This is a genomic window from Sphingomonas sp. Root720 (genome assembly GCF_001428605.1).
Taxonomy (GTDB): domain Bacteria; phylum Pseudomonadota; class Alphaproteobacteria; order Sphingomonadales; family Sphingomonadaceae; genus Rhizorhabdus.
The window spans coordinates 79,538-104,395 of sequence record NZ_LMID01000016.1 but is presented as its reverse complement, the minus strand read 5'-3'; the positions used below and the strand labels follow the sequence as shown (position 1 = coordinate 104,395).

Below are 24,858 nucleotides of genomic sequence, written 5' to 3'. Positions count from 1 at the left end.
TCGACGACGGGGGAAGAGTATCACATTATCCGCAATTCACAACATCGCCGTCATCCGACAGCGACGCGGTCAGGCGGTCCAATATGTCCCGAAGGCGGATGCGATCCGTCTCGGACAGCACTGCGCACATTTCCTGGAGCAGTTCCTTGCGAAGAGGCTCGGTGGCGGCGATCGCCCGCTCCCCGCTCGGGGTGATGGCGAGCCGCTTGACCCGGCGGTCCTGCGGGTCCGCCGTGCGCCTGATCAGCCCGTCGCGCTCGAGCGAGTCGAGCGACTCGGTCACGGTTCGCGGCGCCAGGCTGAAGAGTTCGGCGATGTCGGCGGCCCGCGCCGTCCCGGCCCCCTGCTGGATGTAGAGCAGCATCTTCGTGCGGGCGAGGGACGCGCCATGCTGCGTCATCGCCCGGTCGACCCGGCGATGAATCAGGAGATAGGCCCTGGCCAGGCCCTTGATGATTTCGTCCTCGCTAACTTTCATGAGGAGCCTCATTATATGGTATTGCATAATGCTGCAAGTGCGAGCATATCGCCCGCCACAGGATTGAGATACGGAACTCCAGATGAGCAACGACAGTGCCCAGCCTTCCTCTTCCGAGCATGAGGAAAACAAGCCGTCGCCCCTGCAGAACCCGCGCGTGCGGCGGATCTTGTTCGTCGTCGTCGCAATCGTCCTGATCGGCGGCGCGCTGGGTTTCCTGCGCTACCATCTCTACGGCCGCTTCCAGCAGTCGACCAACGACGCCTATGTGCAGGCCGACGCCGTGACGGTCGCACCCAAGGTGTCGGGTTATGTCGAGCAGGTCTTCGTGATCGATAACCAGAACGTGAAGGCGGGCCAGCCGCTCGTCCGGATCGATCCGCGCGACTACCGCGCGCAGACCGCGCAGTTCCGCGCGCAGATCGACGTCGCCCGCGCCAATGCCTCCGGGGTCGACGCGCAGATCCTCGAGCAGCGGGCCGCGATCGTCCGCGCCCAGGCCGACGTCGCCGCCGCGCGCGCCGATGCCGGTTTCGCGCAGGCCGAATATGCGCGGTACAAGCCGCTTGGCGAAAGCGGTGCCGAGACGCGCGAGAAGGTCGCCGAGCTCCGCAACCAGGCGGCGCTCGCCGCCGCCAAGCTCGACGGTGCCCGGGCTGCGCTCGACAGCGCGCGGCGCCGGATCGGCACGCTCCAGGCGCAGGTCCTGCAGGCCAAGGCCCAGGGCGAGGCCGCGCGCGCCCAGCTCAGCGCCGCCAGCACCGATGTCGAGGCGACCGTCGTGCGCGCCGCGGTCGACGGCCGGATCGGCGACAAGAGCGTGCGGCAGGGCCAGTTCGTCCAGGCCGCCACCCGGATGATGAGCGTGGTGCCGACCCACGACCTCTATATCGAGGCGAATTTCAAGGAGACGCAGCTCGGCCTGATGCGGGTCGGCCAGCCGGTGAAGGTCGAGGTCGACGCGCTGCCCGGGGTCGACATCCCGGGGCGGATCGCCAGCATCTCGCCGGGTACCGGCGCGCAATTCTCGGTGCTGCCGCCGCAGAACGCGACCGGCAACTTCACCAAGATCGTCCAGCGCATCCCCGTCCGCATCGCGATCAGTCCCGGCCCCGAAACCCGCGCCCTGCTCGTACCCGGCATGTCGGTGGACGTCACCGTGGACACGCGCTCGGCCAAGGGCGCCGCGGACCGGGTCCGCGAGGAGCAGGAACGGCATAACGCCCGGACCGGACGATGAGCGCGGCCACCGCTGACCGGCGCGGTGCCGCGGCGGTGGGCGCCCCGGCCCAGCGCGCGGATGCCAGCGCCTGGCTGGCGGTGATCGCCGGTAGCCTCGGCGCGATGATGGCGACGCTCGACATCTCGATCGTCAACTCGTCGTTGCCGACGATCCAGGGCGAGATCGGGGCGAGCGGGACCGAGGGAACGTGGATCGCGACCGCCTATCTGGTCGCGGAGATCGTCATCATCCCGCTCTCCGCCTGGCTCGAACGCGTGCTCGGCCTCCGCACCCTGCTGCTCGTCGCCACGATCCTGTTCACGGGCTTCTCGATCATGTGCGGCCTCGCCGCCAACCTGACGGTGATGATCATCGGCCGGGTGGGGCAGGGCTTCACCGGCGGTGCGCTGATCCCGACCGCGATGACGATCATCGCGACGCGATTGCCGCGCGAGCAGCAGCCGATCGGCAACGCGCTGTTCGGCGTGACGGCGATCCTCGGGCCGGTGCTGGGCCCGCTGATCGGTGGCTGGCTGACCGAGAATATCAGCTGGCACTATGCCTTCTTCCTCAACGTGCCGGTCAGCATCGTGCTCGTCCTGTTGCTGCTCGTCACCATGCCGCACCAGAAGGCGCGGCTGGGCGAGCTCGCCCAGGCGGACTGGCTCGGCATCGCCGGGCTCGCGCTCGGCCTCGGCGGCCTCACCGTCGTGCTCGAGGAGGGGCAGCGCGAGCAATGGTTCGAGAGCGCGCTGATCGTTCAGGTCTCGATCGTCGCGGCGATCGGCTTCGTCTCGCTGTTCGCCGGCCAGTTCCTCGCCAGGCGCCCCGTCATCAAGCTGAAGCTGCTGCTCGACCGGCAGTTCGGCGCGGTTGCGGTCATGGCGGTGGTGATCGGGATGATGCTCTACGGCACCTCCTATGTGATCCCGCAATTCCTCGCCTCGATCGCCGGCTACAATGCGCTGCAATCGGGCAAGATCGTGCTGATCTCGGGCATCCCCAGCCTGATGATGATGCCCTTCACGCCGCTTCTGATCCGCTATGTCGATATCCGCATCGCGGTCGGTGTCGGCCTGGCCGTCATGGCGATCAGCTGCGGCATCGACACCTCGCTCACCGCCCAGTCGGCGGGCGGCGATTTCGTCGATTCCCAGCTGCTGCGCGGTGTCGGCACGATCATGGCCTTCCTGTTCCTCAACCAGGCGGCGATCGCCTCGGTGACGGCGGAGGATGCCGGCGACGCGGCAGGCCTGTTCAATGCGATGCGCAATCTCGGCGGATCCTTCGCGCTGGCCGGCATCGCGATCGTCCAGGACCAGCGCCAGTGGCTCCACAACCGGCGGATCGAGGAGACGATCGGCGCCAATTCGGAGGGCGTGCAGGACTATCTGGCGGCGCTGACCCATGCCCTGGGCAATGCCGACGCGGCGCTCCGTACCCTCGCCGGGACGATCCAGCGCGATGCGCTGGTGATGACCTTCAACGATATCTTCTGGCTGATGACCGTCGGCATCGTCTGCGTGATGCCGCTGGTCCTGCTCCTCCGCCCGCTGCCCCATGGGCAGTCGATCGCGATGCATTGAGGTTGATGATGCGTGTTCCCCTCTGGCTTGTGCCGATGACCCTCCTGGCCGGCTGCACCGTCGGCCCCGACTATCGCGGGCCGACGTCGGCGGGGGCGGCGAGCCCCCCGGCGGCCTTCGTCCGCGCGCCCGGCGACGTCGCCGCGCAGGCGCCGCAGGCGGCGGCCTGGTGGACCGCGCTCGGCGATCCGGTGCTCGACGAACTCGAGCAGCGCGCGCTGGCGGGCAGCCCCAGCGTCGCGATCGCCCAGGCGCGGCTCAATCAGGCGCGTTCGGCGCTCGGCCTCGAACGCGCCAATGCCCTGCCGAAGGCCAATGCGTCGGCCGTCTACCTCCACGCCCGCGTGCCCGGCCTTGATCTGGGCTCCTCCGACGGGAGCGGGGAAGGTGGTGCGGATGGCGGCGGCGGAGACGAGGAGGAATCGCTCAGCGTCTACAATGTCGGCTTCGACGCGAGCTGGGAGATCGACCTGTTCGGCGGGCAGCGCCGCAACGTCGAGGCGGCGCGCGCCTCGCTCGGCGCGGCCGAGGCCAATGTCGCCGATGCGCGGGTGAGCCTCGCGGCCGAAGTCGCCCAAGCCTATGTCGCGCTGCGCGATCGCCAGCAGCGTCTCGCGCTGGCCCGCGAGTCGGTCGAGAAGCAGCGCGCCATCTACGCGCTGACCGCGCAGCGGCGCGAGCGCGGGGCCGCCTCGGCGCTCGATGTGGAGCGGCAGCGGAGCCAAGTCGAACAATCCCGTGCCGCGGAGCTGCCGATTGGCGCCGAATATGACGCTTATCGCAACGCGCTGGCGACCCTGACCGGCGAGGTGCCCGGCGCGCTCGACGCCCTGCTCGCCGAGCCGCGGGCGGTTCCGTTGCCGCCGGCCGAGGTGGCGGTGGGCGACCCGGCGGCGCTCCTCCGGCGCCGTCCGGACGTGCGCGCGGCCGAGCGCAAGCTCGCGGCTTCCACGGCGAAGATCGGTGCGGCCAAGGCGGCGGCCTTTCCGCGGCTCAGCTTCATGGGGATCATCGGCCTGGGCGGCACCAGCATCGGCGACGTGGTCGATCCGGATAAGCTGGCCGCGATCGTGGCGCCGCAGCTGAGCTGGAACTTCCTCGATTTCGGACGCAACGCGGCGCGGGTCGGTCAGGCGGAGGGCGCGCGCGACGAGGCCGCCGCCCAATATCGTTCGTCGGTGCTCGCCGCCCTGCGCGATGCCGAGGACGCACTGTCCCGCTACGGCGCTCGCCGCCAGGCCGTCGCCACCGCCGCCCGCAGCAAGGCATCGGCTGACACCGTGGCGGCGATCGCGGGGCAGCGCTTCGGTGCCGGCACCGCGACCCGCATCGAACTGCTCGACGCCGAACGGCAGCGGATCGCGGCCGATCAGTCGCTGATCCAGGCCAAGGCCGAGATGACCACCGATTTCATCGCCCTCGAAAAGGCGCTCGGCCTCGGCTGGGAATAGCGCCGTTACGGGTCATCCGGACGAAGCTGGGGATCCATCGCCTTCATCTCCTCGACGAGAAAAAGAGAGATCCCGGCTTTCGCCAGGATGACGACAGGCGTGAACGGTCGTCCGGGCCAACATTGCGAAAATCAAATCTTCGCGCTATCTGGCCCATAAGCAGGCCCTCTATCCACCGCCTCGTCGAACGAGGAGATCGAGATTGGCGGTGCAACTGGTCGTCGCGCGGTCCGGGATCGGAACCATGCCGGATGCCGGGACGGCAGGAGGCGAAGCCCCGCAGCCGGGATGCGCGGCGGCACCCTTGCTGCGCGTCGCCTTTCTGTTCAACGCCCAGGCCCACCAGATCCTGCACGGGATCACGACGGCCGAGGCGCTTGCCCTCGGATGGCGGGCCAATGTCGACATATTGTCCGCGTCGGCGGCGCATCTCGACCTCGCCCGCTCGCTGACCCGCGCCGAGAGCCACTGCCTGCTGCGCTTCGAGCGGATCGGCCCGCCGCTGCTGCACCGGACCGCCGAGCTGCTGCGCAGCGCCGTGCCTCCCAAGCTGCTGACCCTCGCCGCGGTCCGCCGCCAGCTGAACCTTTATGATGCGATCGCCCTGCCCGAGCGGACGTCGACCGTCATGCGCCGCTTCGGCGTCACCCGGCCCCGGCTGATCCATGTCGATCATGGCGCCGGGGATCGGGCGGCGGGCTTCGATCCGCGCATCGCCCGCTTCGATTTCGCACTCGTCGCGGGCGAGAAGCAGCGCCGCCGCATGCTGGCCGAAGGGCTGATCCGGCCCGGCGCCCATGCCGTGGTCGGGTACCCGAAGTTCGAGGCGATCGACCGGCTGCGCGATCCGCACTGGTCGCCTTTCGCCGATGCGCGCCCCGTCATCCTCTACAACCCGCATTTCTCGGCGAAGCTCGGTTCCTGGCCGCGCGACGGCGTCGCGATCGTCGATACGATCGTCCGCGACGGCCGCTTCAACCTGGTCGTCGCTCCCCATATCCGCCTGTGCGACACGGCCCGCACCCGCGCCGCGGTAGGCGCGGCGCTGGCGCCCTATGCCGATCGCCCCGACGTCCATGTCGACCTCGGCAGCCACCGCTCGATCGACATGAGCTACACCGCCCTCGCGGACATCTATGTCGGCGACGTCAGCAGCCAGGTCTACGAGTTCCTGCGGGAGCCCGGGCCGGCGCTGTTCGTCAACAGCCATGGCCATCGCTGGCGCGACGATCCCGACTATGCGCATTGGCGTTTCGGCCCGGTGGTCGACGGCGCGGAACGGCTGATCGAAGGGATCGACCGGGCGATCGCGGAGCATGGCGACTATGCGCCCGAGCAGCGACGCGCCTTCGCCGACACCTTCGATCTTAGCGAGGGCCAAAGCCATTCGCACCGCGCGGCCGCCGCGATCGCCGCCTTCCTCGGCGCCGAACCGCGCTGACGCCCCCTTGTCCAAGGAGATGATGATGTTTCGACGGTTGCTCTGCGTCGTTGCTGGAGCGGCGCTGGCGGTCATGGCGGTGCCTGCCACGGCGCAGGACCTGATCGGTCTGACCCGGGCGATCGGCTTGGCGGAGCGCAGCCTGTCGGCGCGTGCGATCGAGGGCGAGCTGGAGACCAGCGGCGGCCGGCTGGTCTATGAGATCGACCTCGTGCGCGGACAGCTGCTCCACCGCGTGCGCGTCGACGCCCGCACCGGCAAGCTCGTCTCGGCGGTGAAGCCCAGGGCGGAGAACTGGCTGCGCGGCTGGTTCGACAAGGATCGCCTGCGGAGCGGGGGCAAGGCTACCGCGCTGGCCGATCATCTCGTCGAGCTCGAGCGGCACAGCCGTGGCGAGGTCAAGGAGGTCGAGTTCGAGATTCGCAAGGGTCGCGCCGTCTACGAGATCGAGCTGGCGACCGCGGCCGGGGTCGGCAAGGTCCTGCTCGACGCCTCGACGGGGCGGCGGATCGCGTTGGCCTATGATGATTGAGATGCGGCGGGGGGAGGCTATAGCTGGCGAATGCACGTCCTCCTGATCGAAGATGATCCCCGTGTCGCCGACCATGTGAACAAGGGCCTGCGCGAGGCGGGCCATATCGTCGAAACCGCCACCGATGGCCGCCAAGGCCTGTTCCGGGCCGCTGCCGAGGGATTCGACGTGATCGTCCTCGACCGCATGCTGCCCCAGGTCGACGGGCTGAAGATCCTCCGCACGATCCGCGCCACCGGCGACACCACCCCGGTGCTGATCCTCAGCGCGCTCGGCGACGTCGACGAACGGATCAAGGGGCTGCGCGCGGGCGGCGACGATTACCTGCCCAAGCCCTTCGCCCTGTCCGAGCTGGTGGCGCGGGTCGAGGTGCTGGGCCGGCGCGGTCCGGCGCTCGCGGAAGCGTCCGAGCTCAGGAACGGGGATCTGGTGATCGATCTGCTCGGCCGCACCGTGACCCGCGCGGGCCGGCGCATAGACCTCACCCAGCGCGAGTTCCGCATCCTCGAATATCTGGTCCGCAGCGTGGGCCGGGTCGTCACCCGCTCGATGCTGCTCGAACATGTCTGGGACTATGCCTTCGATCCGCAGACCAACATCATCGACCAGCATGTCAGCCGGCTGCGGCAGAAACTCGATCGCGGTTTCGAAGCGCCGCTGATCGAGACGGTGCGCGGCACCGGCTATGTGGTGCGGCCGGTGGCGTGAGGCAGCTCTTCGCCAGCCTCTCCTTCCGCCTGGCGCTCACTTATGCGGGGCTGTTCGTCGGATCGCTGCTGCTGCTGGTCGGCGCTTATTACGCCATGGTCGTGCGCGTTCCGCTCCGCCAGGCCGAGCAGGTCGTGCGGCGCGAGGCGGACGTGCTCGCCAACCTGTACATCGTCGACGGCGAAGCGGCACTGGTGCGCCGGCTGCGCGCCCGCGATGCCGCGTCGGATCGCTACAAGGCGTTTCACGCCTTCATCGACCGGAAGGGCCGGGTCGTCACCGCAAACCTGCCGAGTTGGCCGCGCACCGTGTTCGAGGGCTGGGGCAGGCTCGAGGCCGACATTTCCGTCGATGGCGACGAGCATGATTTCGAGGCGCTGGCGCTCGACCGCCGCTTCGACGACGGCGCCCGGCTGATCATCGGACGCGATATCGACAATATCAGCGAACGGGAAAGGGCGCTCGCTTCGGGCGCTTCGGTAGTGGCCGTGGCGGCGCTGCTGCTGGCGCTGCTCGGCGGTCTGCTGATGAGCCGGGCGATCGGCCGGCGGGTCGACCGGGTCGCGGCGACGGCGCGCAGCGTCATGGCCGGGGACATGTCGAAGCGCGTCTCGGTGGACGGCAGCGACGACGAGTTCGACCGGCTGGCCGAGACGCTCAACGCGATGCTCCACCGGATAGAACATGCGATGGAGTCGGTGCGACGGGTCTCGGACAGCGTCGCGCACGAGATGCGCACCCCGCTCGCCCGCCTGCGTGCCAGCCTGGAGGATGCGCTCGCGTCCGGCGAAGGCGATGCGCCGCGGGTCGCCGAGGCGCTGGCCGAGGCGGAAAGGCTCGGAGCGATCTTCGACACCGTGTTGCGCATCGCCCGGCTCGAGACCGGAAGCCGCGAGATCGCGCTGATGCCGTCCGACCTCACCGCGCTGCTCGAGGACGTGGCCGATTTCTACCGGCCCGAAGCCGACGAGCGCGGCATCATGCTGTCGACCTTCGTACAGGCCGGCATGGTCCTGCGCTGCGACCGCGACCTCGTCTTCCAGGCGGTCGCCAACCTGCTCGACAATGCGATCAAGTTCACCCCCGAGGGCGGGGAGGTGGTGGTTTCGGGACAGGACGAGAAGGGCGCGCTGCTCATATCGGTGCGCGATACAGGGCCCGGCATAGCGGATGGCGATCTCCCGCACATCACCGAACGCTTCTATCGCGCGCGGAAGGGGCCCGGCGCGGGTATCGGCCTGGGCCTCAGCCTCGTCGACACGATCGCGCGACTGCACCGATCGACGCTGGAATTCGTCAATCTCGACAAAGGCTTCTGTGTCGAATGGCGCTTCCCCACCTCGGCGGCCTGACGGATTAGCGGCGATCCTCGATGATCATCGCCGCGCCCTTCTCCGCGATCATCAGCGTCGGCGAACTGGTGTTGCCCGACGGGATGCGGGGCATGGCCGACGCGTCGACGACCCGCAGGCCGTCGAGGCCCCGGACGCGCAGCCGCTCGTCCAGCACGGCGCCGGGATCATCGTCGCCGCCCATCGCGGCGGTTCCGACCGGGTGGAAGATCGTCGTCCCGAGCTCGGCCGCCGCGGCGAGGAGCTGTTCGTCGCTGTCGAGCTCGGCGCCCGGCCGGAACTCTTCCGGCCGGTAGCGGGCCAGCGGGGCTTGCGCCGCGATTTTCCGCGCCAGCCGTAGCGAGTCGACCGCGGTCCGCCGGTCCTCCTCGGTCGACAGATATCCTGGTGCGATCCGGGGCGGGGCGGAGGGGTCGGCGCCGGCCAGGTCGATCCGGCCCCGGCTGGTCGGCCGCAGGTTACAGACGCTGGCGGTGAAGGCGCCGAACCGGTGCAGGCCGGTGCCCCACGCGTCGAGCGACAGCGGCTGGAAATGAAATTGCAGGTTGGGCCTCGCATGGGCATCCGACGATCGCGCGAACATGCCGAGCTGCGAGGGCGCCATCGTCAGCGGCCCGGTCCGGAACAGCGCATATTCGAGCCCCATCGCCGCGCGGCGGAGAAGATTGGCATAGTCGGTGTTGAGCGTGCGGACCCCCCGCACCTTGAAGATCGGGCGGATCTGGAGATGATCCTGCAGGTTGGCGCCGACCCCGGGAAGGTCGTGGACCGGCTCGATGCCCAACCGCTTCAACCGCGCCGCCTCTCCGACTCCCGACAGCTGGAGCAGCTTGGGCGTGCCGACCGCGCCGGTCGCCAGGATTACCTCGCCATCCGCGCGCGCCGTCCATTGCTCGTTGCCGCGCCGGAAGACGAGGCCGGCCGCGCGGCGATCGTCGAACAGGATGCGATCGATCTCGACCCCGGTCTCCAGCCGCAGGTTGGGCCGTCCCAGCGCCGGCTTCAGGAAAGCGCCCGCCGCGCTGACCCGCCGGCCGCCGCGCTGGTTGACATGGAAATAGCCGCAACCGGCATTGTCGCCGCCGTTGAAATCGTCGACCGGCGCGATGCCCAGCGCCGCGCCTGCTTCGCGGACCGCGTCGAGGACCTCCCAGCGGAGGCGCGGACGCTCGACGCGCCATTCGCCGCCGCGGCGGTGATGGCTGCCGCTCGCCGACGCATGGTCCTCGTGGCGCAGGAAATGGGGAAGGACATCATCCCATCCCCAGCCGGCCAGCCCCAGCTCGCGCCAGCCGTCATAATCGGCGGCCTGGCCGCGCATGTAGATCATCGCGTTGATGGCGGAGCAGCCGCCGATCACCTTGCCGCGCGGATAAGCGAGCCTGCGTCCGCCGAGCCCCGGCTCCTCGGCGGTCTCGAACATCCAGTCGGCGCGCGGATTGCCGATCGCGAAGAGATAGCCGACCGGGATGTGAAACCAGATCCAGCTATCCGTGCCGCCCGCTTCGAGCACCAGCACGCGCTTGGTGGGGTCAGCGGAGAGGCGATTGGCGAGCAGGCAGCCGGCGGTTCCCGCGCCGGCGATCACATAGTCGAAGCTTCCCAGATCCTTCACCCGGTCTTCATCGTGGGGATCGCGCGGCTAATCAAGCGCCATATGGTTGAGATGGGCTGGCGATCGGCCCCCTGATCGGCAGGCGTGGATGGCGGTCGCTGGCGGGCGAGGGGCCCCGTCCGCCGGCGAGCTCCGGCTCAATCGGGATAACGGCTGTCCCAATCCGCCGGATAGGGCGCCTGCCAGCGCGACGAGGCTACCCAGGTGGTGCCACGCGGCGCGAAGCCTTCCTCGATCGTGCCGGCGCGGGCCATGGCATCCTTCACCGCGGCGTCCTGGCAGGACGGGGCGATCGGGCTGGAGGTGTCGCTCTCGCCCAGCTTGTCGCAGAGATAGCGGGCCGTCAGCTTGAGCCGGTGGCGGAATTCGCTCTGGCCTGCCTTGGTGCTCAGGTCGAGATCTGCATAGCTGACCGCGTGCGATGCGCTCTGGGCACTGTCGGGCAGCTTGCCGTAGCGGCCGGTAACGACCAGTTCTTCGCCATCCTGTGCGAAGGCGGGCACCGACGTGCCCAGCAGCACGGCGCCCGCGACGAGCAGCAGGCTTTGGTGGAGATCGATTGTATCATTGTCGCATCCTTCCTCGAAAGGCCGGCCGACAGGCTCTGTTTATCAGCGGCCGGCACCCAGGAACGATCTGTGGCGGGGGCCTGTTCCGGCACCGACGGCGCGCGCGGCCAAGTCCTTGAGCCATTGTGCTTTTCATCACCGCGCCGCGCGGCGGCAGCGGGCATGACGAGTCGTCACCATCCGGAGAGACGACAATGAAGGCCATGGCTCCGATCCTCGCCACCCTCCTTGCCCTGCTTGCCACGGGGGTTGAGGCGGGCGGCATCGACTGCGCGAGGGTCGCGACGAAGCTCGAAAGGGCGATCTGCGACGATCCCGCGATGCGCGACTATGACGCGCGCATCGCTGGTGCCTATGCGCGGGCGCTGGCGATGTGGGACGGTGCGATCGCATCCTATGTGAAGAACGACCAGCAGCAGTGGCTGACCAGCTTCCAGGCGATCGAGCGGCTCGACGCCGCGACCGAGACCGATTGCGTGCTCAGCGACACAGCCTGCCTGCGCGACACGATGCGCCGTCGGGTCGACGACATCGAGAGCGGGGCCTATGTCCATTCGGGCGTCTATCGCTCGGCGGGAGGGATGAAGCTGCTGCTCCATCCCGGTCGCGCCAACGGCTTCCGGGTGCGCCTCTATGATCCGGCCAGGACGGCGGAGGTGAACCTCGTCACCCTGGAGGGCGATCGCTCCGCCCTGTGGGATGGTCCCCAGGTCATGGTGTCGACGATGGGCGACGCCGACGGGCTGCCGCTCGCCAAGGATGACGGCTGCACCCTGCGGCTGCTGCCCGAGGCGCTGTCGATCCGGGTGGTCCAGGCTGGCGCCTGCCGCGGCCGCAGCTTCGAGGGCAGCTACGACCGGCTGCTCGACGAGACGCTGCGCAGCTACGAACTCGAGCTCTACTGACCCGAAGCGCGCGCGGGTGCGCTTCGCCGGTCAGCGCCGTTCGGGGTGGAGCAGCCGGTCGACCCGGCCGGCTAGGTCGTCGATGGAGAAGGGCTTGGTCAGCACCTCCATGCCGCGTTCGACATGGCCGTGGTTGAGCACGGCATTCTCGGCATAGCCGGTGATGAACAGGATCTTGAGGTCGGGCTGCATCTTGCGGGCCGCCTCGGCGACCTGGCGGCCGTTGAGCCCGCCCGGCAGGCCGACGTCGGTGATCAGCAGGTCGATCCCGCTGTCGGCTTCCAGGATCCGCAGTCCCGCCGCGCCGTCGGGCGCTTCGAGACAGGCATAGCCGAGCTCGGCGAGCGCATCGACGACCAGCATGCGCACCGTCGGCTCGTCGTCGACGACGAGGACCCGCGCATTGGCTTGCTCCGACGCCAGTGCCGCCGCCCCGGTCCTGTCGCCCTCGGGTTCCTCCTCCACCCCGAAATGGCGGGGCAGGTAGATGCAGACCATCGTGCCATGGTCCACCTCCGAATAGATGCGCACATGGCCGTTCGACTGGCGCGCGAAGCCATAGACCATCGACAGGCCCAGTCCGGTTCCCTCACCGATCGGCTTGGTGGTGAAGAAAGGATCGAAGACGCGGTCCAGGATCGTCTTGTCGATGCCCGAACCGGTGTCGCTGACGCAGATGGCGACATATTGTCCGGGGAACAGGCCGCGTTCGCGCGCGGTGCGCTCGTCCATCCATTTGTTCCCGGTCTCGATCGTGATCGCGCCGCCGTCCGGCATCGCGTCGCGCGCGTTGATGCACAGGTTCAGAATCGCGTTTTCGAGCTGGTTGGCATCGACGAGGCTCGGCCATAGACCGGCCGCGGCGATCGTCTCGACCTCGATCGCCGGCCCCACCGTGCGGCGCACCAGTTCGACCAGGTCGGGCAGCAGCCGGTTGACGACCATGGCCTTGGGCGCCAGCGTCTGGCGCCGGGCAAACGCCAGCAGCCTATGGGTGAGCGCGGCCGCGCGGCGGGCGGCGCCCTGGCCTGCGATCAGATATTTTTCGATCTCTTTGCTGCGTCCCTGCGCCAGCCGCACCGCGATCATCTCATAGGAACCCGAGATGCCGGCCAGAAGATTGTTGAAGTCATGGGCGAGGCCGCCGGTCAGCTGACCTACCGCCTCCATCTTCTGGGCTTGGCGGAGCGCATCTTCGGCATCTTGCAGCCTTTCCTGTTCAGCCAGTCTTTCGGTGACGTCATAGACGAACTGATAGGCGCCGATCTGCGTGCCCTCGCCGTCGCGCAACACGCCGAAGCGCATTTCGTAGCAGCGGCGGATGCGGTCGTGATCGCCGAATTCGCCGATCTCGACGAACTCCTCGCCGTCGATCGCCCGCTGCCACACCGCGCGGATCGACGCTTGCGCCTCGGGCTTGTCGGCGAGCATGTCGAGCATGTTCTCGCCGACCTTGGGCCGGATGCCGTAGATGCGTTCGAACTCGACCGCCGAGGCGCGATTGATCGCCAACCAGTTGAAATCCATGTCGGAAACCTGGATGAAGGCATTGGTACCCTCGACGATGTCGGCCAGGATCTTGCGCTCGGCCAGCGCCGCCGCGACTCGCGCCTCGAGCGTTCGGTTGAGCTCCAGCAATTCCAGTTCGGCGGTCCGCCGCGCGGTGATGTCCTGGAACAGCACGGCCACCTGCCGCCGTTCGGGCGGATCGAGCCGGAAGGCGGACAGACTCAGATGGCGGCCGGTCTCGATCAGTTCCTTTTCGAAGCGGACCGGCTTGCCGGTGCGAAGGACCTCGCCATAGCGCTGAAGCCATTCCTCGGCCTCGTCGCCGACGACCTCGCGCAGGCGCTTGCCGACCACGTCGGGAATGCCGGCATTGGCGGTATAGGCCGCATTGGCCTCGATATGGACATAGTCGCTGAGCGGGCCGTGCGGTCCGTCGACGAACTCGATCACGCAAAAGCCTTCGTCCATGCTGTCGAACAGCGCATGGTAATGCTGTTCGCTTTCGATCGAGTCCCGTTCGCGCTGGATCTGCGCGGTCACGTCGCGATAGATCAGGCAGATGCCCTCGACCTCGCCGTCGTCGCCGGGGATCGGCGACGCCGACATATTGGCCCAATGCCGCTCGCCTGGCCGGCTGGCCAGCTCGACCGGATAGCCTTCCTTCAGGACGGTTCCGCCTTGCCCGGTCTTTTCGACGATCTCGTCGACCAGGGGGGCGATCTCGGGGAGGACATCGTGGATCGGGGCGCCGAGCCTCGCCGGGTGGCGGTTGCCGATCAGGTCGGCGGCGGCGGCATTGTAGACCGTCGATCGTTCCGGCCCCCAGGAGATGAACATCGGCATGTGCACGCCCAGTGCCAGGGCCAGGTTGGCGCGCAGGGCGGCCGGCCATGCTGCCGGCGGCCCCAGGGGCGAAGCCGACCAATCCGTGTCCGCGATCGCCGCTCCCATCGCGCCGCTGCGCCGGAGCAATTCCCACTGCTCGCCCGCCATGTTGCCCGTGCCGTCCGCCATGCGCCCCTGCCTGGTCGGGAAACGACTATGCGGGTGCAAATGGCCCCGCGCATAATCCGGTTTCCCCCGTTCGATCGACAGGCAACGCACAAATCCTGAAATGGATCAATGTTTTGGACCAGCTCCGGCAACTCTTCCCGCGCCCGGCAGCGCGCGTCGGTACTTCCCATGGCCCTGCGCATCGGACCGGCGGGGAAGGGGGATGGTCGGCGACGGCTTTCGATCAACGCCTTGCCCGGTCGACGACCGACATGGCCGCGGCTTGAGCGCGCGGGCCGAACGGTCCAGTTTCCGCCGATACAAGGGAGGATGCCATGCGCTGTCGATCGATGTTCCCGGCTCTCGCGGGGGCGGCCCTGCTGCTCGCGGCGGCGTCCTCCGCCGCGGTACCCGCCTATCTGCAAAAGGCGGTGGCGGCGCCGGGACGCCCGGCCGATGCGACCATGCTCGATGCAGGCCGCAAGCCTGCCGAAGTGCTCGGTTTCCTCGGGTTGAAGCCCGGCATGGCCGCCGCCGACGTCATGACCGGGTCGGGTTACTGGGCGGAGATCATGGCCAATACGGTCGGTCCGCGCGGCAAGGTCACGGCGTTCGAGCCGGCTCAGTTCTACAATGATCCCGAAGAGCAGAAGGTCTGGAAGGCGTTGACCGCCCGGCGGTCCGACATCGACTTCCAGCGCTATCCGTTCGAGGCCTTCTCGGCCGGCGACCGGCGCTTCGACGTCGTGATGATCAGCCTCAACTATCACGACCTCTATTGGGAATCGGCCAAATACGGCATTCCGCGCACCGACCCGCAGGCCTTCCTCGCGCAACTCTACGCGGCGGTGAAGCCGGGCGGCGTGGTGGGCGTGATCGATCATGCCGGTCCGGCCGGCGATACCCGCGCCGTCGTCGACAAGCTCCACCGGATCGACCCGGCGGTGGTGAAGGCCGACTTCGCGGCGGCCGGCTTCAGGCTGGAGGCGGAAAGCCCGCTGCTCGCCAATCCCGGCGACGATCACACCAAGCTGGTGTTCGATCCCGCAGTGCGCGGTAGGACCGATCTTTTCCTCTACCGCTTCCGTAAGCCGAAACAGGGCGGATCGACCGCCCCGTGACGGGCCGGCACGGCGTGCGACCTTTCGCCTTTACCACTTGTTAGCACCTCGCCTTCTATGATCCTGGCGAGGGAGTCGCCCATGATCAGCAAGATCGTCGCCGCCGAACGCACCGCCTCCGTGGTCGATAGGGATAGCCGATGGCATCCGGGTGCCTGCGTCATGGTCGCGATCGTCCTTGCGCTGGCCTCCTGGGCTCCGGTCCTCGTCGCCGGAGCCTTGCTGAGCTGATCAACGCAGGCCGAGGAACAGGCGGCGCGTCACCTTCCCCTTCGCCAGAAGGGCCTCCAGCAGCATCGGTCCGGCAATTGCCGCGGCGAGGCCCGCGATCAGATGGATCGCGAAACTCTCGATCCCGAGCGTCTTCAGCAGCATCCGCATCGCGACGATGAAGAAGATGTGGAACAGGAAGATCGCGAAGGACGAGGCGCCGATCCGTGCGAGCAGCGCCACCCTCGGCACATGGCCGATCAGCAGCAGCGGCGAGATTCCGCCGATTATCAGCGATAGCCAGGTGCCGCGCCGCGCGCCCATGTGCGGTGGCATCGTCGCCACGTTGTAGGCGTGGAGAGCGAAGGCCACGACCAGGATCGCCAGCAGCAGCCATGTCCAATTCGGCGTCAGCTCGCCGATGAAGCGCCGCGCGGCGATGCCGATGAAGAAGAAGGGCGCCAGGAAGGCCGCGCCGTTGATCGACAGGAAATCGAACGGTTCGGCGGGGACGGTCAGCAGGAAGGCGACCAGCACCGCCATGGCGCAGCCCCGCGGCGACCCGAGCAGGAAGCGTTCGAGCAAGGGCAGCAGCAGGAAGATCAGCAGCATCGCCTGCAGGAACCAGTAGATTTCGTAGGAGAAGAAATAGGCGTGGAGAAGGCCGGCGGCGGCATCGGCGGGCGGCATCGGCGCGCGCGCCAGCGCCACCAGGTAGAAGAGCGTCGTCGCCGACAGCAGCGGCAGCGCCAGCCGCCGCAGCTTGCCTTGCAGGAAGCGGCCGGGCCGCGCCGGGTCGAGCGGCTTAAATGTATAGACATAACCGGAGATGAAGGCGAACAGCGGCATCCGGACATAGAGCAGGACGTCGAGGACCTGGCGGCCGATGCTGGCATCGGCGATCCGCAGCCCGTCGTCCGCCTTGCCGCCGACGACGTGGAACAGCACGAGCAGCAGGCAGGCGAGGCCGCGCGTCACCTGTACCCGGTCGATCGCCTTCGGTACCGCGACCGTGCCCGCCGCCAGGGGCTTGCCGGGCGCCCGGCTGCTCATCGGAAGGTCAACGCCGGCAAGTGCCGCTCGCCGGGACGCGGCTGGACCAGCTGCCGGAGATAGCCGCTGCCCCAGCCCAGATGCATGATCATCGCCGCAAAGCCGCTGGCGGCGGCACAGGCCGACCGTTGCCGCAAGCCCAGCAGCATCCCGTAGGTCAGGCAGATCGCCGCCCAGCCGATCGCGGGCAGCGCGAAGATCGGGTGCAGCAGGGCGAGAGGCAGCAGCGCGATCGCCACCGGTACCAGCAGGGGCAACGCCTGGCGGGGCTTCAGCCGGATGCGGTGCAGCCGCATCGTCCGGGCGCGGCCCTCGCCATATCTGAAATATTGGCGCAGCAGCGCGCCCGCCGTCTTGCGCGGATGGTAGACGATAGCCTGGCCCGGCTCGAGCCAGATGCGCCCGCCCGCCGCCTGGAGACGGATGTCGAGCTCAGCATCCTCGTTATGGCTCTGCGCCTCGCGGTAGCCGCCGACCTTCAGGAACAGGTCGATCCGCATCAGTGCATGATGGCCATGGTCGACATAGCGCCCCTCGCCGAGATGCCGGTGCGGCGACCCGCCGGTGCCGATCAGCGAGTTCTGCGCCTCGGCGCAGGCCCGCTGGAAACAGGCCTGCCCGCGCGTCACCATCGGCACGACCACCGATGTCGCGTCATGGCGGGCGGCGCTGTCGAGCAGGCCGGCCATATATCCGTCGGGATAGTCGCAATGCGCGTCGATCCGCAGCAGCCATCGTTTGCCGCGCCCCATCGTCGTCACGGCGAGGTTGACCCCGGCGCTCTGGATGCGGCGCGGGTTGGGCAGCAGGTGGATGTTCCGGTGGCGGCGGCGATAGTCGGCGACGATCTCCAGGCTGCGGTCGGTGCTGCCGCCGTCGGCGACGACGATGTCGGCGCCGCCGGTGTCGGCGACCAGCCGATCGAGCAGGCGCGGCAGATTTGCCTGCTCGTTCAGGCAGGGGATGACGATCAGCACGTCGCCGGCGAGGATGTCCGCCGCCGTCACGCGCCGCGCCCCGCCAGCGCCGCCGCCAATGCGGCGCAATCCTCGCGCCCGGTCACCAGGTCGGGCAGCGGGATATGGTCGAGCCGGGCCCGTTCCGCCGCATAGCCCGCCTCGTCGAGCGTACCGAGGAGTGCCGCGAGTTCCGGGACCGGATCGCGGAGCAGGACGCCGGCACCGCGCCGTCGCAGCCATGCGCCGGTCTCGACATGGTCGAGCGCGATCGGCACCGATCCATGGAAGCTGCCCTCGTACAGCCGGTTGGGCAGCAGCCAGGAGGAGTTGAGTCCCTCCTCGAAATAGTCGATCGCCCAGGTGAAATGGGTGCGCCGGTAGAGTCCGGGCAGATCATCGGGCATGTAGGGGCCGGCATAGGCGAGCCCGTCGCTGTCGCGGACCACCCGGTCGAAATCGGGGATCTCCGAGCGCGCGGGCTTGCCGGCGATCAGCACCTTCACCCGTCCCTCGGCCTGTCGTGCAAGCGCGGCCAGCATGTCGAGCGATCTTTGGCAGCGCAGCATGCCGAACCAGCCGATCGTCCAGGGTGGTCCGGGGTCGCGCGGCAGGTCGGGACGGGCAATGGCCTCGGCAAGGCGCAGCACCTTGTTCTCGACGAGCAGCGCAGGCTCCGGCGGCGACAGGCGCGGCGTGAAATAGTTGGATAGGAACGCCGGCGAGCTGGTGACGAGCAGGTCGACCCGTTCGAGATGCGCCCGCTCAATTTTCTGGATCAGCCGATCGACCGCCCGGGTACCGAGCAGGGTGCGATGGATATCGAGACATTCGTAAACGAGGCGCACGTCCGGCCGGCCTCCCGCGACGCGCGCCGCGAGAATCAGGGATTCCAGGTTGCGCGCCATGTAGATGGAACAGTCCTGGACCGCCGTGCCGATGCGGCTCGCAAACAACCAGTTGCGCAGCACCGCCGCGGCGCGCTGACCCAGCCTGGCATCGGCGGTGCGGCCCAGATCGACCACCGGAGCGCCGCCGATGTCGGCGGGGGCGAGGGGAGAACGGCGGAAGCCCAGCACCACCGGCTCCAGCCCGCCCGCTTGCATCATGACGATCCGCCGCGCGACCGCTGCATCGTGCAGGTCATGGACGAAATAAGCGACCTTCAACCTGGTTCCTTTCGAGGCCCCCGCCGCGAATCCCCCGTGTCGACCACCGTCTTATTGCGCTGCACCCAACGCGTGTCGGCAATAGCCGTTTTTCGCGTCGATCGCGGTTTCTTCGATGGCCCGTGCAGTTTGGCGGCCCGAACGAACGCCGCGGACCCTGCCAGCGACGGGGAGATGTATATCCTCTGGCGGATGGCCGATTTCCCTCCTTCTCCGACAGGGAGCCTCCGCTGATGTCCGACCGGCAGCAGGGGGTCTGCGTCATCGTCGCCGCCTATAATGGGGAGCGGACGATCGCCCGCGCCGTGGCGTCGGCGCTGCGCGAGCCCGAGGTTCGGGAGGTCATCGTGGTCGATGACGCCTCGACCGATGCTACCCCGGCCCGCGCCGCCGAGGCCGACGACGGCAGCGGCCGTCTCGCCATCCTGCGCCACGATCGGAACCGGGGGCCGTCGGTCGCGCGCAATTTCGCGCTCCGGTCCAGTTCGGCCGATCTCGTCGCGGTCCTCGATGCCGACGATTTCATCGTGCCTGGCCGCTTCGCCCGGCTGCTGGCGATGCCCGACTGGGACATGATCGCCGACAATATCGCCTTCGTGCCCGAAAGCCGGGCAGCGGGGTTCGCTTTCGCCGACCTGCGCGATTTTCCCGCCAACGGGCGGCTGATAGGGCTCCCCGCCTTCGTCGCCGGCAATATTCCGCGGCGCGGGGTAATGCGCGGCGAGCTGGGCTTCCTGAAGCCGCTGATGCGCCGCGATTTTCTCGTGCGGAACGGGCTGGGTTACGACGAGGCGCTGCGACTGGGGGAGGATTTCATCCTTTATTGCCAGGCGCTCGCGGCCGGGGCGCGGTTCCGGCTGACCGACCTTTGCGGCTATGTCGCGGTCGAGCGCGCGCATTCGCTCAGCGGTCGGCACCGTACCGCCGATCTCGCGGCGCTGGCGGTCGCGCATGAGCGGCTGCTCGGCCTTCCTGGACTGCCCGCCGGCGACCGCGCCCTGGTCGAGCGTCATCTCGGCCATGTCCGGCGCAAGCTGCACCACCGCGATTTCCTCGACCGCAAGCACAGCGGCGGCCTTCCGCGCGCGGTGAGCGACTATGCCCGCCGGCCCGCGACCTTGTGGCGGATCGCGCAGGACGTCGCCCGCGACAAGCTGCGCCGCCGGAGCGATATCGACGGGGCGATGGAGCCCGAGGGCGCGCTGCGCTATTTGTTCGGCTGACGTGGCAGCCGCCAGGGAGAATGGCACAAGGGGAACGGATTGATCATCGATCTCGAGCAGGTGGCCGATGGCCAGCTGTGGGTGAACTCCGCGATATGTATCGTGGGCGGTGGCGCGGCGGGCGTCACTATCGCCAAGGCCTTGCTCGACCGCGGCGTGGACCTGTGCCTGCTCGAAGCGGGCGGCACGAAGACCGAGCTGGCGCAGCAGGCCCTGCTCGACGGCGAATCGATTGGCGCGCCAATCCGTCTCGACGAAGGCCGCTTCCGCCGGCTGGGCGGTGCCACCGGCAGCTGGACCGGCCGCTGCGCCGAACTCGACCCGATCGATTTCGAACGGCGCGACTGGGTTCCGGGCAGTGGCTGGCCGATCGGGCTCGACGACCTCCGGCCCTATTACCGCGCGGCCGAGGCGATGTGCGGCTTCGGCGAACCCTGGCGCGAGCATGTGCGCGAGTTCGAACGGCTCGCCGCCTTCGACATGGTCGACGAAGCCATCGAACCCTTTCTGTGGCGCTTCGCCCCGCACGGCCGCAATCGCTACCAGGATTGGGGTAGCCGCTACCTGGCCGAACTGCGGCGGTCCCGCCGGGCCAAGCTCATCCTCCACGCCAATCTGACCCGGATCGAGGATAGCGCCGACGACAACCATATTCGCGCCATCGTCGCCGAGTCCGCCAGGGGGGGCTCGGTGCGGGTCGAGGCCCGGCATTTCGTGCTCTGCTGCGGCGGGATCGAGAATGCCCGGCTGCTGCTCAACGCGGCGATCACCGCCAGCGGCCCGCTGCGTGCCGTCGGGCAGACGACCGGGCACTATTTCATGCAGCATCCGCGCGTGAAGGTGGCCGACGTCATGCTCGACCCGGCCGGAATGGGGCTGCAGAACCTGCTCAACCGCTTCGTCGTCCGGAGCGGCACCGAATATGAGACCGGCCTGGTCCTGCGCGATCGGCAGCAGCGCTCCGAACAGCTGCTCAATGCCAGTGCGGTAATCCGCTACGCGCCGAGGCCGGGATCGCTGCGCGACGCGATCCAGCAGCTGCGCGCCGGGACGCCGCTCAACCGGATCCGGATGACCGCGCCGCGGCAGGGCGTCAGGCCCGGCGACTTTTGCCGCGACGTCTGGCGCTATGCGCGCGGCGTGCATCCGATCCTCGCCGATCCGGTGGCGAGCGTCGTCGTCGATGTCGAACAGGCCCCCGATCGCGCGAGCCGGATCGCGCTCGCCGACAGCAAGGACAGCTTCGGGCTCAACAAGGTCCGGGTCGATTGGCGGATCGCCGACCTCGAACGGCGGACGGTTGCGCATTTCACCGGCCGCATCCGCGAGATGTTCGCCCGGCAGGGATGGGGCTCATTGCTGCCGATCGCCGGCCTCGAGGAAAGCGGCGGGCTGACCGCCGAGCATATGATGGAAAGCTACCACCATCTGGGCGCGACCCGCATGTCGGCGACCCCGGCGACCGGCACCGTCGATGCCGATGGCCGGGTCCACCAGCTTGCCAATCTCCACGTCTGCGGCGCCTCGGTCATGCCGACCGGCGGCCATGCCAACCCCACCTTCACGATCGTCGCGCTGGCGCTGCGGCTGGCCGAGCGGATCGGCAAGCTCGCGGCGCCCGTGCTCACGCCGACCGTGGACGGCTGAACGACGCCGACGCACTCTTCCGACATCAGGCGGCGGCGAGCGGCTCCACGCCATACATGCCGCGATCTGTGCGGCGCGCGTCGAAATAGGACCGGATCGACGATCGCTTGAACAGGTGGCGGGCCATGATGCCGAGCTGGCCGAGCTCGAACCTGCGGTCGGTGACGCCCGACAGGCGCCGCATGCGATAGGTGACGGGCAGCAGCATATTGCCCTCTATCCGGTTGCGGAGCGATTTCGGGAAGGCCGCGATGGCACCGAAGAAGCGTCGCGCCTCGCGCCCGTCCTGGAAGATCGACCGGGCACCGCGCTGGAAGATGCGGCGCAGCGCGGCCTTCTCCTGCTCGCAAAGGTCGACGACGGCGAGCGATCCGGCCCGCTGCGCGGCCGCCTCGAAATCGGCGGCCGCGAGGTCCCACAGCCCCTTGCGCGCCATGATGCTGCCGCGCTGGATCAGCGCGGTCAGCGTCTCGCGCGGGGACAGTTCGCCATTCTGCGGCGTGCCGATGTAGAATTCGGCCAGCTCGTGGCTGCCGTGAAGCTCGCGGAAGATCAGGTGGTTGTACTTCCGCCAGGCCTGCTCGACCTCGTGCGCCTTGACGGTCGCGCCCTTGGGGCCGCGCACGCCGGCATGGTGGCGTTGATGGAAGGCGACGATCGGCAGGCCGACCCCCTTGAACGCCCGTCCCAGCCGCAGCGCCATCTCGTAGTCCTGCGACCGGGCGAGGCGGGTGTCGAACGGCCCGACAGCGGCGTAGCAGCTCCGCCGCGCGAGCATGGCGCCCTGCCAGATGAAGAAATCCTCCATCAGCCGGACATACAGCGCCGCGCGCTCGTCCGACGCATAGGCGGTGTTGCGCTCGCGCGCATCGTTCGGCCATTCGCCGAAGAATTTGTCGCACAGCCCATAGGCGTAACCGGCATCGGGACGATCGACCAGCGCCTGGTGGAGCGCGGCGAGCGTGCCCTTCGCGGCGATATCGTCATCGTCGAAGATCCAGACGAAGTCCTGCGAGGCGCGGGCCAGGCCGTTGTTCAGCGCGGCGGCCTTGCCGGCATTGTCCTGCCGCACATAGGCCACGCCACGCGCCGCATAGGCGGCGACGACCTCGCCCGTCGCATCCTCCGAGCCATCGTCGATGACGATCACCTCCGCGGGCGGAGGCTCCTGGCCCAGCACGCTATCCAGCGCCTCGGCCAGGTAATGGGCGCGGTTGAAGGTCGGCATCAGCACCGTCACGGGAAGGGGGGCATTCGCGGCATCGGTCATATGGGCCGTGTCTCCGTTGTCACGCCTCCCCCCCGGAGGCGATTCGGTGTGGATCACCGGTCGACGGCTTCGCCCGCGACCTGCCTTGCGCGCCCCATCGGGGCCATCCGGCGCGCAAGGCCTTGTGAGTCCGTTGCCCAACCCTATTCCGATGCTCGGATGAAAAAAAGATGGTTTTATGCTGCAGTGCGAATATAACGATCGCGTTGGGGGGCAGTAAACACTAACCGTAGGGTGGTGCACTGCCATGATATCGGCACGGGAAGAGAGGTCTTCCGCAGATAATAGAGACCTCCGGCGCCATGCTGTTCATGGAACGGTTGCGATTGGTGCCGCGCAAGTTGTGAAATTTGCAACGCAATTACTGTCCGTCGTGATTTTGGCACGGCTCCTCGCACCTGCGGACTTTGGATTGTTCGCCATGGTCATGCCGTTGGCGGCGTTCGTGATGATGGTGCAGGACATCGGGTTGTCGCAGGCGGTGATCGCCTCCCCGCATCTCTCCCATGCCCAGGCGAGCACGATGTTCTGGATCAATGCGGTGCTGTCGCTTGTCCTGGCCGTGACGTTCGCCGTGTGCGCACCGCTGATCGCGGCCTTCTTCGACGAACCGCGACTCGTAGCACCGGCCTTGGCGCTGGCCGGATCTGTCCTCGTCTCCGGGCTCGCCACCCAGCATTTCGCCCAGCTTACCCGGTCGCTTCGATTCGGGACGATCGCGCTCATCGACATCGCCTCGACCCTGTTCGGCTTCGCGGCGGCGCTCGCGCTCGCGTGGTTCGCGCCCAGCATCTGGGCGCTGGTCGCTTCGGTGCTGGTCGGCATGGCGGTCGGGCTGGTCGGCGCGTGGCTGACGGCGCGCTGGTTGCCGGGGCGGCCCGCGCCTTTCGGCGAGGTGCGCGAACTGCTTCGCCTCGGGGCGGGGCTCTCGACTTTCACTCTCACCAATTTCCTCGCCCGCAATCTCGACAATGTCATGATCGGGCGCTGGGCGGGCGCGGTGCAGCTGGGTTTCTACGATCGCGCCTACAAGTTGCTGCTTTTCCCTTTGCAGCAGATCAACAACCCGATCGGCCGGGTGATGGTGCCGGTGCTGTCGCGCCTTGCCGACGAACCGCACCGCTACCGCCATGCCTATCGGCGCACGATCCGGCTGATGCTGATGATCACCCTGCCCGGCGTCGCCTTCATGCTGATGTTCGCGGAGCCGCTGGTGGTCACGCTGATGGGACCGCGCTGGCAGCCGGCCGCGGTCATCTTCACCTGGCTCGCCGTCGCGGCGCTCCACCAACCGATGACCTCCACCTTCGGCTGGCTGTTCATCAGCCAGCGGCGCGGCGGCGAGTTCGGACGCTGGGGCGTGTTCAACATGGTCACGAGCATTCTCGCCTTCGCGGCGGGCCTGCCCTGGGGCGCGGTCGGCGTGGCGGCGGCCTATGCGCTCAGCGACCTGCTGGTCCGCATGCCGGTCCTGTGGTGGTGGGTCGGCAGGGCGGGGCCCGTGCGCCACCGCGACCTGCTGTCGATCATCTGGCCGTTCGCGATCGCGCTGGCCGGCACATTGGCCGGCCTGGCCGGATGGCGCTTCTGGGGCGGCGCCACCAGTCTGCCGGGGCTGGTGCTGGCGGCCTGTTTCGCTTTCGGGAGCTTCTGGTTCCTGCTCGCATTCTCCACCGCCGGCCGCGCCACGCTGGCCGAGGCCGCGGGCCTGGCGAGCGCCAGACTGGGCAGGCTCGGGCCACCGGCCCGTGTGCCGGACCGGCACGAGGGAGGGGTAGGGGAACCCGCAACCGAATCACGTTGAGGCTGAAAGGGGGCTTTTGGCAGGTCAAATCGGAGGTTGATAAT

Annotated in this window: 21 protein-coding genes; 13 read left to right on the top strand and 8 right to left on the bottom strand. The window is 68.4% G+C overall.

Translation table 11 applies throughout. The features are described from left to right. Positions 1-25: 25 nt before the first annotated feature. Positions 26-478, bottom strand: coding sequence for a MarR family winged helix-turn-helix transcriptional regulator (locus tag ASE22_RS25195; protein ID WP_056366507.1), 453 nt, complete (start codon positions 476-478; stop codon positions 26-28). 82 nt (positions 479-560) lie between these two features. Between ASE22_RS25195 and ASE22_RS25190 the strand changes: the two genes are divergently transcribed. The 7 genes from ASE22_RS25190 (at position 561) to ASE22_RS25160 (ending at position 8,770) form a co-directional block, all read left to right on the top strand. Then, on the top strand, positions 561-1,718 hold the full coding sequence (locus ASE22_RS25190; protein WP_056366504.1) for an HlyD family secretion protein: 1,158 nt from the start codon (positions 561-563) through the stop codon (positions 1,716-1,718). Further along, entirely contained in the window at positions 1,715-3,286 is a 1,572-nt protein-coding gene (locus ASE22_RS25185) for an MDR family MFS transporter (protein WP_056366500.1), read from the top strand. The genes ASE22_RS25190 and ASE22_RS25185 overlap by 4 nt, the downstream gene beginning before the upstream one ends. A gap of 8 nt (positions 3,287-3,294) precedes the next feature. Then, complete coding sequence (locus tag ASE22_RS25180; protein WP_056366638.1) at positions 3,295-4,737, top strand: efflux transporter outer membrane subunit; 1,443 nt, start codon at positions 3,295-3,297, stop codon at positions 4,735-4,737. A 208-nt stretch (positions 4,738-4,945) separates the two neighbouring features. Further along, entirely contained in the window at positions 4,946-6,178 is a 1,233-nt protein-coding gene (locus ASE22_RS25175; RefSeq protein ID WP_235536056.1) for a hypothetical protein, read from the top strand. A gap of 25 nt (positions 6,179-6,203) precedes the next feature. Then, positions 6,204-6,710 (top strand): PepSY domain-containing protein, encoded by a 507-nt coding sequence (locus tag ASE22_RS25170; protein WP_056366634.1) that lies wholly within the window; start codon positions 6,204-6,206, stop codon positions 6,708-6,710. A 30-nt stretch (positions 6,711-6,740) separates the two neighbouring features. Next, the gene (locus ASE22_RS25165; RefSeq protein ID WP_056366495.1) at positions 6,741-7,418 is read left to right on the top strand and encodes a response regulator transcription factor; all 678 of its coding nucleotides are present in this window, start codon (positions 6,741-6,743) and stop codon (positions 7,416-7,418) included. Beyond that, positions 7,415-8,770 carry a sensor histidine kinase gene (locus ASE22_RS25160; protein WP_056366492.1) on the top strand — a complete coding sequence of 452 codons (1,356 nt, stop codon included), beginning with the start codon at positions 7,415-7,417 and terminating at the stop codon, positions 8,768-8,770. Before ASE22_RS25165 ends, ASE22_RS25160 begins: the two co-directional genes overlap by 4 nt. A 4-nt stretch (positions 8,771-8,774) precedes the next feature. Here the strand turns inward: ASE22_RS25160 and ASE22_RS25155 are convergent, their stop codons facing one another. After that, positions 8,775-10,376, bottom strand: coding sequence for a GMC family oxidoreductase (locus ASE22_RS25155; protein WP_200933315.1), 1,602 nt, complete (start codon positions 10,374-10,376; stop codon positions 8,775-8,777). 146 nt (positions 10,377-10,522) lie between these two features. Continuing rightward, positions 10,523-10,924: a UrcA family protein gene (locus tag ASE22_RS25150; RefSeq protein ID WP_268797212.1), complete on the bottom strand. Its 402-nt coding sequence runs from the start codon at positions 10,922-10,924 to the stop codon at positions 10,523-10,525. 224 nt (positions 10,925-11,148) lie between these two features. On the opposite strand from ASE22_RS25150, the gene ASE22_RS25145 reads away from it, so the two are divergent. Beyond that, a complete protein-coding gene (locus ASE22_RS25145; RefSeq protein ID WP_056366481.1) occupies positions 11,149-11,859 on the top strand; it encodes a lysozyme inhibitor LprI family protein in 711 nt (236 codons plus the stop codon). A 30-nt stretch (positions 11,860-11,889) separates the two neighbouring features. Here ASE22_RS25145 and ASE22_RS25140 read toward each other — a convergent pair whose 3' ends face one another. Beyond that, the gene (locus ASE22_RS25140) at positions 11,890-14,382 is read right to left on the bottom strand and encodes a PAS domain-containing protein (RefSeq protein WP_200956581.1); all 2,493 of its coding nucleotides are present in this window, start codon (positions 14,380-14,382) and stop codon (positions 11,890-11,892) included. A gap of 314 nt (positions 14,383-14,696) precedes the next feature. Between ASE22_RS25140 and ASE22_RS25135 the strand changes: the two genes are divergently transcribed. Beyond that, a complete protein-coding gene (locus ASE22_RS25135) occupies positions 14,697-15,482 on the top strand; it encodes a class I SAM-dependent methyltransferase (RefSeq protein WP_056366478.1) in 786 nt (261 codons plus the stop codon). Between the two features lie 81 nt (positions 15,483-15,563). After that, positions 15,564-15,713 (top strand): hypothetical protein, encoded by a 150-nt coding sequence (locus ASE22_RS27070; RefSeq protein ID WP_156397552.1) that lies wholly within the window; start codon positions 15,564-15,566, stop codon positions 15,711-15,713. Here ASE22_RS27070 and ASE22_RS25130 read toward each other — a convergent pair whose 3' ends face one another. The 3 genes from ASE22_RS25130 to ASE22_RS25120 are packed head-to-tail and all read right to left on the bottom strand — an operon-like array spanning position 15,714 to position 18,870. Then, entirely contained in the window at positions 15,714-16,745 is a 1,032-nt protein-coding gene (locus ASE22_RS25130; RefSeq protein WP_056366475.1) for an acyltransferase family protein, read from the bottom strand. After that, positions 16,742-17,752: a glycosyltransferase family 2 protein gene (locus ASE22_RS25125; protein ID WP_056366628.1), complete on the bottom strand. Its 1,011-nt coding sequence runs from the start codon at positions 17,750-17,752 to the stop codon at positions 16,742-16,744. Before ASE22_RS25125 ends, ASE22_RS25130 begins: the two co-directional genes overlap by 4 nt. Further along, the gene (locus tag ASE22_RS25120; RefSeq protein ID WP_056366472.1) at positions 17,749-18,870 is read right to left on the bottom strand and encodes a hypothetical protein; all 1,122 of its coding nucleotides are present in this window, start codon (positions 18,868-18,870) and stop codon (positions 17,749-17,751) included. Before ASE22_RS25120 ends, ASE22_RS25125 begins: the two co-directional genes overlap by 4 nt. A gap of 233 nt (positions 18,871-19,103) precedes the next feature. Here ASE22_RS25120 and ASE22_RS25115 point away from each other — a divergent pair, with 233 nt between their 5' ends. Both ASE22_RS25115 and ASE22_RS25110 read left to right on the top strand, forming a co-directional pair. Then, a complete protein-coding gene (locus ASE22_RS25115) occupies positions 19,104-20,093 on the top strand; it encodes a glycosyltransferase family 2 protein (RefSeq protein ID WP_056366469.1) in 990 nt (329 codons plus the stop codon). A 39-nt stretch (positions 20,094-20,132) separates the two neighbouring features. Continuing rightward, positions 20,133-21,740 carry an FAD-dependent oxidoreductase gene (locus ASE22_RS25110; protein WP_056366467.1) on the top strand — a complete coding sequence of 536 codons (1,608 nt, stop codon included), beginning with the start codon at positions 20,133-20,135 and terminating at the stop codon, positions 21,738-21,740. A gap of 25 nt (positions 21,741-21,765) precedes the next feature. Here ASE22_RS25110 and ASE22_RS25105 read toward each other — a convergent pair whose 3' ends face one another. After that, on the bottom strand, positions 21,766-23,010 hold the full coding sequence (locus ASE22_RS25105) for a glycosyltransferase family 2 protein (RefSeq protein WP_056366464.1): 1,245 nt from the start codon (positions 23,008-23,010) through the stop codon (positions 21,766-21,768). 247 nt (positions 23,011-23,257) lie between these two features. On the opposite strand from ASE22_RS25105, the gene ASE22_RS25100 reads away from it, so the two are divergent. Then, a complete protein-coding gene (locus tag ASE22_RS25100) occupies positions 23,258-24,814 on the top strand; it encodes a lipopolysaccharide biosynthesis protein (RefSeq protein WP_082545848.1) in 1,557 nt (518 codons plus the stop codon). Positions 24,815-24,858: the final 44 nt, after the last annotated feature.

Coding starts and splice junctions, on each gene's coding strand:
- ASE22_RS25195 (WP_056366507.1), bottom strand. CDS start 478: ATGAAAGTTAGCGAGGACGAAATCATCAAGGGCCTGGCCAGGGCCTAT.
- ASE22_RS25190 (WP_056366504.1), top strand. CDS start 561: ATGAGCAACGACAGTGCCCAGCCTTCCTCTTCCGAGCATGAGGAAAAC.
- ASE22_RS25185 (WP_056366500.1), top strand. CDS start 1,715: ATGAGCGCGGCCACCGCTGACCGGCGCGGTGCCGCGGCGGTGGGCGCC.
- ASE22_RS25180 (WP_056366638.1), top strand. CDS start 3,295: ATGCGTGTTCCCCTCTGGCTTGTGCCGATGACCCTCCTGGCCGGCTGC.
- ASE22_RS25170 (WP_056366634.1), top strand. CDS start 6,204: ATGTTTCGACGGTTGCTCTGCGTCGTTGCTGGAGCGGCGCTGGCGGTC.
- ASE22_RS25165 (WP_056366495.1), top strand. CDS start 6,741: ATGCACGTCCTCCTGATCGAAGATGATCCCCGTGTCGCCGACCATGTG.
- ASE22_RS25145 (WP_056366481.1), top strand. CDS start 11,149: ATGAAGGCCATGGCTCCGATCCTCGCCACCCTCCTTGCCCTGCTTGCC.
- ASE22_RS25140 (WP_200956581.1), bottom strand. CDS start 14,382: ATGGCGGACGGCACGGGCAACATGGCGGGCGAGCAGTGGGAATTGCTC.
- ASE22_RS25135 (WP_056366478.1), top strand. CDS start 14,697: ATGCGCTGTCGATCGATGTTCCCGGCTCTCGCGGGGGCGGCCCTGCTG.
- ASE22_RS27070 (WP_156397552.1), top strand. CDS start 15,564: ATGATCAGCAAGATCGTCGCCGCCGAACGCACCGCCTCCGTGGTCGAT.
- ASE22_RS25130 (WP_056366475.1), bottom strand. CDS start 16,745: ATGAGCAGCCGGGCGCCCGGCAAGCCCCTGGCGGCGGGCACGGTCGCG.
- ASE22_RS25115 (WP_056366469.1), top strand. CDS start 19,104: ATGTCCGACCGGCAGCAGGGGGTCTGCGTCATCGTCGCCGCCTATAAT.
- ASE22_RS25105 (WP_056366464.1), bottom strand. CDS start 23,010: ATGACCGATGCCGCGAATGCCCCCCTTCCCGTGACGGTGCTGATGCCG.
- ASE22_RS25100 (WP_082545848.1), top strand. CDS start 23,258: ATGATATCGGCACGGGAAGAGAGGTCTTCCGCAGATAATAGAGACCTC.